Consider the following 14,375-nt stretch of genomic DNA (forward strand, 5'->3'; position numbering starts at 1 on the left):
ATAAGCATCTCTACCGCCAGAGTTTTCTGGCGGTTGCTTCCTTGCACCCGCAAATAGCAAAGGAACCCGCTATGCGCTGGATTATTTATATTCTTATTGCCCTGGTAATTCTCGTGCTCGCGGGATACTTATTCCCACGCGAAGTCACTGTTCATCGCAGCGTATTTATCAACAAACCGCCACAAGTGGTTTTCCCCTACGTTAATAATTTCCACAAATTCAACGAGTGGTCCCCATGGCGCCACATCGACCCCTCGGTACTCTATGAGTACAGCGGTCCCCAGGAAGGCGTCGGCGCCAAAATGAGTTGGCGCGGCGAAAACTCCAAAGCCGGAAGCGGCAGTCAAACTATCTTCGCCAGCAAGAGAGATTCTGTAGTCGCCACCAAACTGGATTTTGGTGATGGCAGCCAGGCCACGGCAGAATTCCAACTGGAACCAAAGGATGGCGGCACCCTTCTTACCTGGAACTTCCACAGCGATACCGGCGGTGGCCCCAGAGAACGCTGGATGGGCCTGGCAGTGAAAAAAATGGTGGGAGAGTCTTATGAACAAGGATTGGAAAAACTAAAAAACCTGGTTGAAACAGCACCTGAAAATAGCACCTCCGACGGAACCTCCACCGATTCAGTTTCAGATATTCCGTCCGATGTGGATGATGCAATGGGTGACGGCCCTCAGGGTGTCCCCAGTGAGCTGCGAGACCAGAATGAAGAGGAAGCTGGAGAAACACCGGAGAACCAGCAGTAACACTCAGCAATTAACAGTAGCGATTACTGAAATACAAAAAAGCCCGCAATTTGCGGGCTTTTTCTGTTTAAACCGACTTCGGTCGATTGCGTCGCGCGGCTGGCGCCGGTGACTTGCGCAGCTTCCTACGCTGGCGCTCCAGATTTTGTTTCTCACCCTGGGTCAATGGGCGCTGGCCCAGTTTCGGCATTCCCGCCGTTACGCAGAGGTCATCGATCTCGCGGGGCTCCATCTCAATCCACTGCCCGACGCGCACATGGGAGGGAATAAAGACGCTGCCGTAGCGCACACGCTTCAAGCGGCTAACTCTAACTCCCTGGGACTCCCACAGACGACGCACCTCGCGGTTGCGGCCCTCCATCACTACGCAGTAGAACCAGCGGTTTTTACCTTCACCACCACTCTCTACGATGTCGGTAAAGCGCGCCGACCCATCATCCAACAACACGCCCTTGAGCAGACGCCGCCTCATTTCCTCATCCACATCACCTTGGATTCGAACCAAGTATTCGCGGTCGATTACCGAGGAGGGATGCATTAATTTATTGGCCAGCTCTCCGCTATTGGTAAACAGCAGCAAACCACTGGTATTGAAATCCAGGCGCCCAACAGAAATCCAGCGGCCGGTTTTCAGTCTCGGCAGGCGATCGTAGACCGTCGGGCGGCCTTCCGGGTCGTGGCGGGAGCATATTTCTCCAACCGGTTTGTTGTAGAGTATTACCCGGCAGCGATTCTGCTCTGCCGAAGGCAGCCGGCTACCATCAAACTCGATATGATCCGCGTCAGTTACGCGCTCGCCAAGCTCCGCCACTTTTCCATTTACGGTTACGCGGCCCGCATCAATTGCGCGCTCCATTTCACGGCGCGAACCGAGGCCGGTGCGCGCTAATACTTTCTGTAATTTCTCGCCTGCTGGCGGGGTACCATCACTCATGGGGTGGTGCTTTCCACTTGTACTACTTCTTTGGAATCTTCATCGACATCAGCATTTGCCTCCACCGACTCCTCGGCGACCTCTTCAACTGTGTCGTCTTCGGCAAACATACTGCTGGGTGGTAACGTTGCCGTTAGAGAGTTCTCGCTCTCTTCTTCTACTTGCAGCGATTCAACGCTGCTTCCCTCATCACTGTGAAGTTCACTCTCTTCACTTAGATCAACATTTACATCCAACTCCGAATTACCTTCAGAGTCTTCCTGCTCCATTTCCCACTGGATCTCTGCTGCCGCAGTTTCCACTGGATCTTCCTCTGCATCCGTCTCGGCGGGCACTGCTTCGGCGACTACTCCGGGCTCAGACTCGGTCTCGGCGCCTGATGCTTCAGCAGCAACTTCCTCAGCCAAAGCCTCCACCAGGGCATCGTCTATATCTTCGTGTTCAGCCGCAGGGGCTTCAGTAGAGGGTTCTGCCTCGGAGTCTTGCCCTGACTCAGAATCTTCCGAAGCACTATTGTCCACCTCGGACTCCCCCTCCTCTGGAACCGGCTCTGGAGGCAAACCTTCCTGTTCCAGAATCTGGTTCAGACTCTCGATATCGCGGATCTCCGCCAGAGTCGGCAAATCATCCAGGGTGCTCAAATTAAAATAATCGAGAAACTCCCGGGTTGTTGCGTAGAGAGACGGCTTACCGGGCACATCCCGCTGCCCCACAACTTTAATCCAACCGCGCTCCAGCAGGGTTTTAACAATATGCGAACTCACCGCAACGCCGCGGATATCCTCGATATCACCACGGGTTACCGGCTGTCGATAAGCGATAATGGCCAGGGTCTCCAAGGTTGCACGGGAATACCGTTGCGCCTTTTCCTCCCACAGCCGATTCACCCATGGGGCCAGGTCTTCCGGCACTTGAAAACGCCAACCACTCGCGACTTTCTTCAGTTCAAACCCTCGGTCAGCACAACTCTGGGCGATTTCTTCAAGCACATCTCTCAGGGTAGTCTTGGAGGGTTGCTCTTCCTCGTCCAGCAAAGACAACAGTTTTTCTTCACTGAGAGGCTGGCCAGCAGCCAACAGGGCGCCTTCGACGATTTTGCGCAGTAATTCGGGGGCGATTGTCATCTTCTATTTTCTAACTCGAATACATTTCTGACGCTTTATCCGAGGCCTCTGCAGCGTCCTCTGGATCTTCAACCTCTTCGAGAGTCTGATCCTCAAGCTCGCTGCCAGCACCGTCTTCGCTTTCACTGCTGTGGGTAGCAGCGCGAGCGCGCACGTGGATCGGGCCAAAAGCTTCATTCTGCACCAGCTCCACCAGTGACTCTTTTACCAGCTCCATCACTGCCAGGAAGGTCACTACGACACCGAGGCGACCCTCCTCAACGGTAAACAGGCTTACAAAGGGCACAAACTGGCCGTGGCGGATCTTATCCAGCACCTGGGTCATACGCTCGCGGGTGGACAACTTCTCCCGCTCAACCTGGTGGCTCTCAAACATATCCGCACGCCGCAGCACTTCAGCCAGGGCGACCAGGACTTCTTTCAAGTCAATTTCAGGGTCGGGGCGTGTGATACTGCGATCGGGAGCCTCTGCATTGGCCTGATGGACATCCCGGCCAACACGGGGGATCTCATCGAGATCCTCAGCCGCAGTTTTGAAACGCTCATACTCCTGCAAACGGCGAATCAGAGCCGCGCGGGGGTCCTCGCCTTCTTCCTCCTCCGCTTCAGGCGGTCGCGGCAACAGCATCCGCGACTTTATTTCCGCCAACATAGCGGCCATTACCAGATACTCGGCGGCCAAGTCAAAGCGAATTGCCGTCATCATCTCCACATACGCCATATATTGATGGGTAATGTCGGAGACGTTGATCTCGAGAATATCCAGGTTTTGGCGGCGAATCAGGTATAGCAGGAGATCCAGAGGCCCCTCGAAAGCCTCCAGAACAACTTCCAAAGCATCTGGTGGAATAAAGAGATCCTGCGGGAGGTCGTTAAAGATTTCGCCCTGCACCAAAGCCAGGGGGGAATCCTCATCCGAGTCCTGGCCCTGCGATTCCGCATCGCCAGCCTGGGCAGGAGCTTCATCATCGCTCGCCGCAACCTCGGCCAGCACTTGCTCCCCGACCTCTGCTAGTAACTCATCACTGGACACCCTGCCCCACCCTCAATCGTGCAAACGCGCGATTATACACGGCGCCGCAGCTTTCAGCCGAGTATTTCGTCAGTTGCCCCACATCCCTGACGAATCAGTTGGGGCTCATCACCTGTCAGGTCGATCACGGTGGTGGGCTCCAACCCGCAGAAACCGCCATCGATAACCAATTCCACCTGGTGCTCCAGGGTATCGCGGATATCGTAAGGTTCGGTTAGGGGCTGTTCTTCGCCGGGCATAATCAGGCTACAGCTCATCAACGGCTCGCCCAATTCTTCAATCAGGGCCAGGGCGATGGGATTATCCGGCACACGAATACCGATGGTCTTGCGCTTCGGATGAATTAACCTGCGCGGCACCTCGGCGGTCGCCGGCATAATAAAGGTATAGGAACCCGGCGTATGATTCTTTAACAACCTAAACATCTGGTTGTCGACCTTGGCATAGGTCGCCAGCTCCGATAGGTCTCGGCACATCAATGTGAAGTTGTGCTGCTTGTCCAGCTGGCGCACTCCTCGAATGCGCTCAACCGCCAGCTTCTCTCCCAGTCGACAGCCTATGGCGTAAGCTGAATCGGTGGGAAAAACAATAACGCCCCCTTGGGCGACGATCTCTGCTGCCTGAGTGATCAGGCGGCCTTGAGGATTATCCGGATGAATCTGAAAAAACTGCGCCACAAAGCCCCCCAAAAGCCTTACCGATTGAAAATACCTCACTGCCATCCACCAGGCTTAAAGCCGGACGATGGCCCCCAATTCACAAGCCGGAATTAGGGCAGCGAAACGTGACCCCGCTGTTCCCGGTGCAGAGTGTGCCACAGATTCCACACCGGCTCGACGTCTGCGGGCAACCTGACACAACCCAATTCACGCCAGGGCTGCTCCGGCTGGTGAAAATCGCTGCCAAGAGAGCAATATGGCATTGATTTGCCCGCCGCTTCCGCAGCTGAGAATAGTAGTTTCCTCAACTCCCTCGTCTGTGTCGGGTTCTGCCGACCGCACAACAATTCGACAGCATCTCCTTTTTCTTCCAGAAATGCCCCCAACAATCGCAATAACTGGGTGCGGGTCAATCCATACTTGAGGGGATGAGCCAATACCGCACAGCCACCGGCCTGGTGAATAGTGGCGATAGTCTCTCCCAGCTGGGGCCACTCGACCCGCACATCCCCCACCTTGCCGGCACCCAAGTAACGCTTAAATGCCTTACCGGTATCATCTATATGCCCAGCTTCCACTAGCCATCGTGCGAAATGGGGCCTACCCAGTACCGAGTCGCCCGCCAGGGCACGTCCACCCTCCAAGGCACCGCTAAAGCCGCGTTTTTCCAGCTTCTCCGCAATACGCTCTGCCCGCTCCTCGCGCAACTGCTCACGCAGCTGAATGGCTTCTTGCAGAGGCCCCGATTCGGGATTGATGTTCAGACCTACAATATGTACGGGTCTACGCCCCCAAAGACTGGAGAACTCAATCCCCGCCACCACATCTACGCCCAAACAGTCACCTTCCTGTTGAGCCTCAGGCACACCATCCACCGTATCGTGGTCGGTCAGGGCGAGCATCGTCACACCTTGGGATTTCGCTCTCGACACCAGCTGCGCAGGACTTAAAATACCGTCAGACGCGGTACTGTGGCAGTGCAGATCTACCAGGTCTGTATTCAAATCGGCTGAAAGGGTCTTCAACAACAGGCTCTCACTCAGTTCGACGATGAAAAAGATCGCCATATCCGTCTTTTCAGGAACAATCGCCCTATTGCGCTGTCTATGCGGCACTCGGCGTTTTCAGGGATAAGGCCCGGACTAGCAGTCACTCACAGGTGACTCGCCAGGGCCGAAGTCTGACAGTAGTTTTGTCAGCGGGGAAATTGAACGGGCAATCAGCCCCACCAGTTTCCAGCGGGCATTATCACCGGAATTGAGTATGACCGAAACGAATTCGACCACGACATCTCCCGAGAAGCCTAAAAAAGAAGGGTTTCTCAGCAATATTGCCTTCAATGTCATTATTCCGACATTGATACTGACCAAGCTTTCCGGGGATGACTGGTTGGGCCCAACCTGGGCATTGATAGTGGCCCTGGCCTTCCCGCTGGGCTATGGCCTTCGCGACCTGCTGCGCCTGGGCAAGGTCAATTTCTTCTCAGCCCTCGGGTTTATTGGCATCCTGCTCACTGGCGGCATCAGCTTGCTCAAGCTGGACCCGCAGTATATTGCGATTAAGGAAGCTGCAATCCCTGGCCTACTGGGTGTTGCCACGGCACTATCCGTTTACACCCGCTGGCCGCTGGTCAAAACCCTGCTGTACAACGATCAAATTCTGAATACGACAAAGATCGCCGAGTCATTACAGGCCAATGGTAACCAGCCAGCCTTCGACCGCACCTTGCGCCAGACTTCATGGATCGTTGCCGGGTCATTCTTTTTCTCCTCGGCGCTGAATTACATTCTCGCCAAAATGATCGTTACCAGCCCGCCGGGCACAGAGGCCTATAACACCGAACTTGGCGAAATGACCGCCTATGGATATCTGGTTATTGCGATCCCATCAACCCTGATTCTGATGGGTGCACTCTTTTTCCTATTCTCCCGTATCGGCAAGCTGACCGGGTTGAAACTGGAAGAAGTGATGGTTGCGCAATAACACCTAAAAAAACTAACAAGAGCATTAAAAACAATGTGGTACGCAATCATCAGTGAAGATGTTAGCGATAGTCTCCCTTTACGCAAAAAAGCCCGCGCCGGTCATTTGGCCCGACTCAACCTTCTCAAAGATGAAGGCCGTCTCCTGGCCGCCGGCCCAAACCCCAGCATCGACAGCGAAGAGCCCGGTGAAGCTGGCTTTACCGGCAGCCTGGTAATTGCTGAGTTCCCCTCTTTGGAAGAGGCCAAAGCCTGGGCTGACAGTGACCCCTATATCGAAGCTGGCGTCTATGCATCGGTTACAGTCAAGCCCTACAAGCTTGTACTGCCCTGATAAAAACTCTAACTAACAAGCTGCATCACAATGAAGAAATTACTGTCCGGTGTGCTCGCTGTAGCGCTGTTGAACTCAGCGCCAGCAGCACTTGCAGCGGAGACCCGCTATATTACCGACCAACTTCACGTGCCCATGCGCTCTGGCAAAGGCAATGAATTCCGGATTCTGCACCGCGGCCTGGCCAGTGGTACCGAGCTGGCTCTGCTCGAAGATGCCGCCTCGGACGGCTGGGCAAAAGTGCGCACCCCCAACGGCACTGAGGGCTGGATCAGACGCCAATACCTTGTCAGTGAGCCCGTGGCAAAACTAAAGCTGGCAACCGCAGAAGCCAACCTGGCCCGCTTTGAAAAAATGGAAGGTAATCTGGGGGGAGAAGTTCGCCGGTTGGAGACAGAAAACGGCGAACTGAATAGCGCCCTGACCTCTGCCCAGCAGCAGAGCCAGGAATTGGCCGCCGAACTCAAAAGCCTGAAGTCCCTTTCTGCCGACGCAATTTCGCTCAACGATCGCCATCAAAAGCTTCTGCATCAGTACGAGTTGCTGAAACAGGAAAAAAGCATGGCGGAAGCGGAAATTCAGCGCCTGTCCGGTAGCGATGCCCGCAAATGGCAATTGTATGGTGCCCTATCCGTTGCATTAGGCGCTATTCTGGCGATGATTGCCCCCCATGTGCGCCCGCGCAAACGCAATTCCGAGTGGGCCAACTGATCTCCCTCGCTACAACCAAAATCGCTTACTATACGACTGCGGGAGTGCTGAGAAGCACCCCGCAGGCAGCGATACCCAAATATTTATCCTTTCTCTTTAGCCATACGCTGACACAGTAGTAAACCGATTGACCCCGGACATTCAAAGGACACGGATGATGCGTAAGTTACTCACTTTTCTTTTTTGTACTCTGTTCAGTCTTCCAATATTTGCTCAAAACCCTCAGGTGGAGCTTAAGACCGACTTGGGCATTATTCGCGTCGAGCTGTTCCCCAAGAAAGCTCCTGTCACAGTAGAGAATTTCCTCACCTATACCGATAGCAGCTTCTACGATGGCATTATTTTTCACCGCGTTGTGCCAGGATTTGTCGTCCAGGCAGGGGGCTTCACTTTCGACTTCCAGAAGAAAGAAACTCGCGACGCTATCGCTAATGAATCAGCTAACGGACTGCAAAACCTGCGCGGCACTCTCTCCATGGCACGGACCAACAACCCCGATAGCGCCACGTCTCAGTTTTTTATAAACCTGGTCGATAACACCCGCCTGGATGCCAGCGAGAACAAGCCTGGCTACGCGGTTTTTGGCAAGGTTATCGAGGGTATGGATATCGTAGAAAAAATCGAACAGGAACCCCGCGGCCTCTATCGCCAACACCCAGAGGCCCCCAACATTCCAATCCGCATACTTTCAGCAAAACGAGTTACCTCCAGCGACAACAGTGTCGCTGAACACAGCAAGGGAGAATAAGCAGTGATAGCTCTCAGTGTAAACCTCAATAAAATCGCCTTAATTCGCAATTCCCGCGAAGGCAACTTTCCCGATGTGGTCGCCCACGGGCGCATTTGCCTCGACGCCGGAGCCCAGGGGCTGACCGTACACCCCCGTCCAGACCAACGACATATTCGCCCCGGCGACGTGCGCGACCTGGCAGAACTCTGCGCCAGCCGCAAAAACATAGAATTCAACGTTGAAGGCAACCCCTTCGCCGCTCCCCTGGGGGACTACCCCGGCCTCATACCGCTGGTTTTGGAAACCAAACCAGACCAATGCACTTTGGTTCCCGACACTAATGATCAGCTCACGTCTGATCACGGCTTTGACCTCAAGCAAGATGGAGATCGATTAGTTCCGATAATTGATCAACTTAAAAATGCCGGGATACGTGTCAGCCTGTTTATGGATCCAGACCTGGACCAAATCAGCCTGGCCAAACAGGTCGGTGCTGACCGTATTGAGCTCTACACAGGCCCCTACGCCGAAGCCGTAACCAAACAGAGCCCAGAGCTGGAAACAATTTTTTCTGCCCACTGTGCCGCCGCTGAGCACGCACATCAGTTGGGGCTGGGGATTAATGCCGGCCATGACCTCAACCTGGTTAACCTACCGCGCTATCGCACATTACCGGGCTTGCAGGAAGTCTCCATAGGCCACGCCTTTACTGTCGATGCTATCAGCATGGGCCTGGAGAATGCCGTTAACGCCTACGTCGACTGCCTCGCTGGTAGCTGATGCAAAGCCTCAATATTATTGGCGCAGGTCGCCTTGGTAAAACCCTGGGGCGGCTGTGGCAGGAGAGCGGTGTATTTGGGGTGCAGTCAATTTATAACCGCAGTCTCGAGAGTGGACAAAGTGCCTGTCGATTTATCGGTGCAGGCAATGCTGTTGATTCCCTCTCAGCAATGCCGTCAGCAGACCTATGGCTGATTGGTTGTATCGATAGTGAAATCGCTATATTTGCGCAGAGGCTTGCCGATAGCGGGCTGGTCGATGAGCGCACTATTATATTCCACTGCAGTGGCGCTCTCAGCTCTAAAGAACTAGCCCCCTTGGGACCCGCCCTGGTTGCCAGTGCCCACCCGGTCCACAGTTTTGCCGAACCGGAAACCTCGCTGCAAACATTTGCCAAAACCAGCGTCGCTGTCGAAGGGGATAGTCATGCGGTAGAGGTTATTTCTGCGGCTTTTGCAGCCATTGGCTGTGAAACACTGGCTATTGATCCCCTTAACAAGTCTCTGTACCACGCTGGGTCAGTGATCGCCTCCAACTACCTCACCACCCTAATGGACCTGAGTTTACAGAGCTTTGCAGCCGCCGGCATAGAGCGGGACAGCGCTCTTCGCCTGCTGGCGCCGATTGTTTCACAGACTCTGCAAAACAATTTGACGTTGGGACCAGAGAGGTCGCTGACAGGCCCCATTGCCAGGGGGGATGTGGAAACCGTTGGTGCCCAGGTGGAAAGCCTTGCCTCAGTAGATAGCCAACTGGCACTTTGCTATCGCCATCTGGGCCTCGCCTGTGTAGAGTTGGCGCGGCGCGGCTCGCTCTCACCTGAGAGCGCAGCCAGATTGATCGAACTGCTGAGTGAGCCAACGCGGTGAAAGACTCCTCCGAATACCTGGAAAAAAAAGCCTTCTTCGATAGCCTCCTGACAATTTATGGGCGCAAGCCTGTACTCGAGGCTCTCGAGGATTTATCTGTACCCGTCCATAAATTACATCTGGCCAGCAGCAACCGGCGCGACCAGCTAATCCAGCGAATGGAAACCCTGGCGGAAGAGCGTCAGATTGAAATTGCTTACTGGGATCGCAAGGGCCTGTCCCGGATTTCGAAGAATTCCCGTCAGGACCAAGGTGTAGCCCTCGACCTGGCCCTACCGCACTACGGCAGAGCGGAGGACTTTTTACAGAAGGTTGCAGCCCCAGAGCACAAAAACACCTATGAACTTCTGGCCCTGGATGGCATAACCAACCCTCAAAACCTGGGCATGATTATTCGCTCAGCCTGTGCCGGCGGCATCGATGGAATCATCCTGCCAAAGAAAGGCTGTGCACAAATAGACCCCCTCGTTATCAAAGCCAGCACAGGCACCCTGTTTAAAACCCGGATTTTGCGCTGTGACAAATTGGCAGCCACCCTGGGGGAGTTCCGCAAAGCGAGGGCTCAGGTTTGTGGGCTGTCATCCCACGCCCGAACCACCTTGAAAGAGGTCTCCAGTAAAGTCTCCACAATTTTTGTGCTGGGCAATGAAACCCACGGTGTTAGCGATGCCGTCGCAGCTCAGTGCAATGAACTGGTGCGTATCCCCATGCAAAACGGTGTGGAAAGCTTGAATGTGGCGGTCACGGCCGCACTAATTAGCTTCCGTCGAGAAATCTAACTCTGCCCCTGTGGGAGGTGCCCGCCTCCCACTCCCTCAACTTATCCCACGAGTTCAATCCCAATCTAACCAGGATTATCCACTACCCACAGATTCTGTGGATATCTCTGTGACTAACTTAGAGTAGTAGGCCGCAAAGGCCCGCCATTTGGTCTTTGTGACAATATGAAGAAAAAATAAACAACCTGGGAAACGCTCAAAAAATCAACGAGTTAGAGAAAACTTAGCTAAGCGTTTAGCGACAATCCGTACCAATTAAAGATCGAATAGAGAGAAGGGGCCGCTGTGGAAAATGAGACGCGAAGCCCAAAACAAAAAAAGAAAGGGGTGCTAAGCACCCCCTCTCGATTCTGCAGTTACTCCCACTCAATTGTCGCGGGAGGCTTGCTGGAAACGTCGTAGACCACACGAGAGATGTGCTCTATCTCATTGATAATGCGGTTCGAGACCTTCTCAATCAGCTCATAGGGGAGATGCGCCCAGCGCGCTGTCATAAAGTCCACAGTCTCTACCGCGCGAAGAGCTACCACGTATTCATATCGGCGGCCATCGCCGACAACACCCACAGATTTTACCGGAAGGAATACGGCAAAGGCCTGGCTGGTTTTGTGATACCAATCGGCGTTGTGCAGCTCCTCGATAAAGATCGCATCCGCCTCTCGCAGAATATCGGCATATTCCCGCTTTACCTCACCGAGAATCCGCACGCCCAGACCCGGTCCCGGGAAGGGGTGACGGTAAACCATGTCGTAAGGCAAGCCCAGCTCCAGGCCGATCTTACGAACCTCGTCTTTGAACAGTTCACGCAGAGGCTCTATCAGCTCAAACTGCATATCCTCCGGCAGGCCGCCCACATTGTGATGAGACTTAATCACATGTGCCTTGCCGGTTTTTGCGGCGGCAGACTCAATAACGTCTGGGTAGATAGTGCCCTGAGCCAGGAATTTCACCTCCTGTAACTTGGAAGCTTCGCGATCAAAAATCTCAATAAAGGTATTACCAATGATTTTGCGCTTGGCTTCAGGGTCTTTTTCACCTTGGAGGCGCCCAAGGAAATCCTCTTCCGCATCAGAACGGATAACCCGGACGCCCATATTGTCGGCGAACATCTGCATTACCTGGTCGCCTTCGTTTTTACGCAGAAGGCCATTATCTACAAATACGCAGGTCAGCTGATCGCCAATAGCCTTGTGCAGCAAAGCGGCTACCACAGAGCTGTCGACACCACCGGATAAACCGAGCAGCACCTTGCCCTCGCCCACCTGATCGCGGACTTTAGCAATAGAGTCTTCAATAATGTTCGCGGGAGTCCAGAGTTTCTCACACCCGCAAATATCAATCACAAAGTGCTCATAAATACGCATGCCTTGCAAGGTATGAGTCACTTCCGGATGGAACTGTACACCGAAGAAATTCTTCTCAGCGTGGTACATACCGGCAATTGGACAGGAATCGGTGGAAGCCAGCAGCTCAAAGCCCTCCGGCATCGCCACTACCTTGTCGCCGTGGCTCATCCAAACATCCAGTAGGGCACTGCCATCATCAGCGATATGATCTTTGATATCGCTCAACAGGCTGGATTGGCCTTCAGCTTTTACCTGGGCATAGCCAAATTCACGAATATCGCTGCCCTGTACAGTGCCCCCAAGCTGATGGGCCATGGTCTGCATGCCATAGCAAATGCCCAGCACCGGCACGCCCAGGTTATAAACCACTTCCGGCGCGCGCGGGGAGCCCTCTTCCGGTACCGACTCGGGGCCACCGGCGAGAATAATGCCCTTGGGCTGATACTCACGAATTTCCTCTTCGGTCATATCGAAAGCGCGAATTTCAGAAAATACGCCCAGCTCGCGGACACGGCGGGCAATCAATTGTGTGTACTGGGACCCGAAGTCGAGAATGAGTATTCGGCTGGAATGGATATCTTGGCTCATGACTTACTCGATAACTGGATTAAATAACGGCAAACGGACCTTAAAGGTCCGTTTGCTGCTTGTTCCGTCTGAATTTTTTCACCTGGAGAAGGTCGAAGGCTTAGCGTCGGCCCACCGGGTAGTTGGGGGCTTCTTTAGTAATTTGAACATCGTGGACATGGGACTCACCCATACCGGCTGCCGTGACCCGCACAAACTCAGGACGAGTGCGCATGGTCTCGATATCGACACTGCCGGTGTAACCCATGGCTGAACGCAAACCACCCATCATCTGATGAACAATGGCTGACAGCGGGCCTTTATAAGGCACTCGACCTTCGATACCTTCCGGTACCAGTTTTTCAGCGCCCTTGCTCGCATCCTGGAAATAGCGATCGGAAGAACCCTGGGTGCGAGACATAGCACCGAGAGAACCCATCCCACGATAGGACTTGTAAGTACGGCCCTGATAGAGCTCAACTTCGCCCGGCGCCTCTTCGGTACCGGCGAACATGGAACCCATCATAACTGATGAGGCGCCGGCAACAATTGCCTTGGAGATATCGCCGGAGTAACGGATACCACCGTCGGCGATCATGGGCACACCAAATTCTTTAAGGGCTGTGGCAACCTCTGCAATTGCCGTCACCTGGGGTACGCCGATACCCGTTACGATGCGGGTGGTACAGATAGAACCGGGGCCGATACCCACTTTAACCGCATCCGCACCGGCCTCAACCAGTGCACGCGCTGCGTCAGCCGTAGCGATGTTGCCACCGATCACGTCCACCTGGGGGTGCATTTCCTTAATGCGGCGCACGCGCTCAATCACATTGCGGGAGTGACCGTGAGCGGTATCTACTACCAGCACATCAACGCCGGCTTCTACCAATGCAGCTACGCGATCATCGGTGTCCGGGCTGGTGCCCACAGACGCGCCCACGCGCAGGCGACCGTCGGAATCCTTACAGGAGTTCGGGTACTGCTCTGCTTTGTTAAAGTCTTTAACAGTAATCAGGCCACGTAACTCAAAGTTGTCGTTAACCACCAGTACCTTTTCGATACGGTGTTTATGCAGCAGTTCGCGTACTTCGTCGGGGCTCGCATCTTCGTGGGCCGTCACCAGACGCTCTCTCGGCGTCATGATGCTGGCGACACTGACATCGAGATCAGTTAAGAAGCGAACGTCGCGGCTGGTAACGATACCTACCAAATCGCCACGATCCATTACCGGCACACCGGAAATATTGTGGTGACTGGTCAGCGCGATCAACTCGCGCACAGTGGCATCGGACTCAATAGTAATAGGGTCTTTTACAACACCGGCTTCAAACTTCTTCACCGCGCGAACGGCAAGAGCTTGCTCTTCTATCGACATACTCTTGTGAATAATGCCGATACCCCCTTCCTGGGCCAACGCAATGGCCAGGCGAGCTTCCGTCACCGTATCCATAGCAGCGGACACAATGGGGATGTTCAGGGTAATGTTGCGGGAGAGTTGGGTTTTTAAACTCACATCCTTGGCCGTGACCTCGGAATATCCGGGCACAAGTAGGACGTCGTCAAAAGTGAGGGCTTCGCGCGCGATGCGCAGATTGGATTCAGACATTGTTGACACTCAAACCTCGAATAGGCGGGATTGGGTATCGGCGCGATTATACCCCTACGCGCCCAAAGCGCAAACATCAATTTGCAGAAAAACGGATTTGTACAGTAAAGCTCTTTACCTATAAGGGCGATACTGCAATATTGCTCCACCCAATACGCCCGACGAGATT

16 protein-coding genes are annotated in these 14,375 nt (G+C 54.1%); 8 read left to right on the forward strand and 8 right to left on the reverse strand.

Going from position 1 to position 14,375, the window contains the following annotated elements:
* The first annotated feature begins 71 nt into the window (after positions 1-71).
* Positions 72-749: an SRPBCC family protein gene (locus ACJJI4_RS14080; protein WP_444925562.1), complete on the forward strand. Its 678-nt coding sequence runs from the start codon at positions 72-74 to the stop codon at positions 747-749.
* A gap of 67 nt (positions 750-816) precedes the next feature.
* Here ACJJI4_RS14080 and rluB read toward each other — a convergent pair whose 3' ends face one another.
* The 6 genes from rluB to ACJJI4_RS14110 form a co-directional block, all read right to left on the reverse strand.
* Positions 817-1,683: a 23S rRNA pseudouridine(2605) synthase RluB gene (gene rluB / locus ACJJI4_RS14085; RefSeq protein ID WP_444907630.1), complete on the reverse strand. Its 867-nt coding sequence runs from the start codon at positions 1,681-1,683 to the stop codon at positions 817-819.
* Positions 1,680-2,807: an SMC-Scp complex subunit ScpB gene (gene scpB, locus ACJJI4_RS14090; protein ID WP_444925563.1), complete on the reverse strand. Its 1,128-nt coding sequence runs from the start codon at positions 2,805-2,807 to the stop codon at positions 1,680-1,682. Before scpB ends, rluB begins: the two co-directional genes overlap by 4 nt.
* A 10-nt stretch (positions 2,808-2,817) precedes the next feature.
* On the reverse strand, positions 2,818-3,840 hold the full coding sequence (locus tag ACJJI4_RS14095; protein WP_444925564.1) for a segregation and condensation protein A: 1,023 nt from the start codon (positions 3,838-3,840) through the stop codon (positions 2,818-2,820).
* A 53-nt stretch (positions 3,841-3,893) separates the two neighbouring features.
* Entirely contained in the window at positions 3,894-4,517 is a 624-nt protein-coding gene (locus ACJJI4_RS14100) for an L-threonylcarbamoyladenylate synthase (protein WP_282933701.1), read from the reverse strand.
* Positions 4,518-4,609: 92 nt separating this feature from the next.
* Positions 4,610-5,566, reverse strand: a complete 957-nt coding sequence (locus ACJJI4_RS14105) for a PHP domain-containing protein (RefSeq protein ID WP_444925565.1) — start codon at positions 5,564-5,566, stop codon at positions 4,610-4,612.
* Positions 5,567-5,641: 75 nt separating this feature from the next.
* On the reverse strand, positions 5,642-5,785 hold the full coding sequence (locus ACJJI4_RS14110) for a hypothetical protein (RefSeq protein WP_282933703.1): 144 nt from the start codon (positions 5,783-5,785) through the stop codon (positions 5,642-5,644).
* On the opposite strand from ACJJI4_RS14110, the gene ACJJI4_RS14115 reads away from it, so the two are divergent.
* The 7 genes from ACJJI4_RS14115 (at position 5,763) to ACJJI4_RS14145 (ending at position 10,684) form a co-directional block, all read left to right on the forward strand.
* Positions 5,763-6,482, forward strand: coding sequence for a VC0807 family protein (locus tag ACJJI4_RS14115; protein ID WP_282933704.1), 720 nt, complete (start codon positions 5,763-5,765; stop codon positions 6,480-6,482). The genes ACJJI4_RS14110 and ACJJI4_RS14115 overlap by 23 nt on opposite strands.
* Before the next feature lie 33 nt (positions 6,483-6,515).
* Positions 6,516-6,815 (forward strand): YciI family protein, encoded by a 300-nt coding sequence (locus tag ACJJI4_RS14120; RefSeq protein WP_108734042.1) that lies wholly within the window; start codon positions 6,516-6,518, stop codon positions 6,813-6,815.
* A 30-nt stretch (positions 6,816-6,845) separates the two neighbouring features.
* Complete coding sequence (locus tag ACJJI4_RS14125; protein ID WP_444896521.1) at positions 6,846-7,526, forward strand: TIGR04211 family SH3 domain-containing protein; 681 nt, start codon at positions 6,846-6,848, stop codon at positions 7,524-7,526.
* Between the two features lie 157 nt (positions 7,527-7,683).
* Complete coding sequence (locus tag ACJJI4_RS14130; RefSeq protein ID WP_444928237.1) at positions 7,684-8,274, forward strand: peptidylprolyl isomerase; 591 nt, start codon at positions 7,684-7,686, stop codon at positions 8,272-8,274.
* A gap of 3 nt (positions 8,275-8,277) precedes the next feature.
* On the forward strand, positions 8,278-9,036 hold the full coding sequence (locus tag ACJJI4_RS14135; protein WP_444914390.1) for a pyridoxine 5'-phosphate synthase: 759 nt from the start codon (positions 8,278-8,280) through the stop codon (positions 9,034-9,036).
* The gene (locus ACJJI4_RS14140) at positions 9,036-9,905 is read left to right on the forward strand and encodes a Rossmann-like and DUF2520 domain-containing protein (protein ID WP_444896519.1); all 870 of its coding nucleotides are present in this window, start codon (positions 9,036-9,038) and stop codon (positions 9,903-9,905) included. The genes ACJJI4_RS14135 and ACJJI4_RS14140 overlap by 1 nt, the downstream gene beginning before the upstream one ends.
* Positions 9,902-10,684: a TrmH family RNA methyltransferase gene (locus tag ACJJI4_RS14145; protein WP_444925566.1), complete on the forward strand. Its 783-nt coding sequence runs from the start codon at positions 9,902-9,904 to the stop codon at positions 10,682-10,684. The genes ACJJI4_RS14140 and ACJJI4_RS14145 overlap by 4 nt, the downstream gene beginning before the upstream one ends.
* A gap of 356 nt (positions 10,685-11,040) precedes the next feature.
* Here ACJJI4_RS14145 and guaA read toward each other — a convergent pair whose 3' ends face one another.
* The gene (gene guaA, locus ACJJI4_RS14150; protein ID WP_444925567.1) at positions 11,041-12,618 is read right to left on the reverse strand and encodes a glutamine-hydrolyzing GMP synthase; all 1,578 of its coding nucleotides are present in this window, start codon (positions 12,616-12,618) and stop codon (positions 11,041-11,043) included.
* A gap of 100 nt (positions 12,619-12,718) precedes the next feature.
* Complete coding sequence (gene guaB / locus ACJJI4_RS14155; protein ID WP_444925568.1) at positions 12,719-14,206, reverse strand: IMP dehydrogenase; 1,488 nt, start codon at positions 14,204-14,206, stop codon at positions 12,719-12,721.
* Between the last annotated feature and the right edge of the window lie 169 nt (positions 14,207-14,375).

This window comes from Microbulbifer maximicatervae (SeqCode) (assembly GCF_052467305.1).

What these genes read in the sequence shown, in the direction of transcription:
- ACJJI4_RS14080 (WP_444925562.1), top strand. Translation starts at nt 72, where the DNA reads ATGCGCTGGATTATTTATATTCTTATTGCCCTGGTAATTCTCGTGCTC.
- ACJJI4_RS14140 (WP_444896519.1), top strand. Translation starts at nt 9,036, where the DNA reads ATGCAAAGCCTCAATATTATTGGCGCAGGTCGCCTTGGTAAAACCCTG.
- rluB (WP_444907630.1), bottom strand. Translation starts at nt 1,683, where the DNA reads ATGAGTGATGGTACCCCGCCAGCAGGCGAGAAATTACAGAAAGTATTA.
- guaB (WP_444925568.1), bottom strand. Translation starts at nt 14,206, where the DNA reads ATGTCTGAATCCAATCTGCGCATCGCGCGCGAAGCCCTCACTTTTGAC.
- guaA (WP_444925567.1), bottom strand. Translation starts at nt 12,618, where the DNA reads ATGAGCCAAGATATCCATTCCAGCCGAATACTCATTCTCGACTTCGGG.
- ACJJI4_RS14115 (WP_282933704.1), top strand. Translation starts at nt 5,763, where the DNA reads ATGACCGAAACGAATTCGACCACGACATCTCCCGAGAAGCCTAAAAAA.
- ACJJI4_RS14105 (WP_444925565.1), bottom strand. Translation starts at nt 5,566, where the DNA reads ATGGCGATCTTTTTCATCGTCGAACTGAGTGAGAGCCTGTTGTTGAAG.
- ACJJI4_RS14130 (WP_444928237.1), top strand. Translation starts at nt 7,684, where the DNA reads ATGCGTAAGTTACTCACTTTTCTTTTTTGTACTCTGTTCAGTCTTCCA.
- ACJJI4_RS14120 (WP_108734042.1), top strand. Translation starts at nt 6,516, where the DNA reads ATGTGGTACGCAATCATCAGTGAAGATGTTAGCGATAGTCTCCCTTTA.
- scpB (WP_444925563.1), bottom strand. Translation starts at nt 2,807, where the DNA reads ATGACAATCGCCCCCGAATTACTGCGCAAAATCGTCGAAGGCGCCCTG.
- ACJJI4_RS14125 (WP_444896521.1), top strand. Translation starts at nt 6,846, where the DNA reads ATGAAGAAATTACTGTCCGGTGTGCTCGCTGTAGCGCTGTTGAACTCA.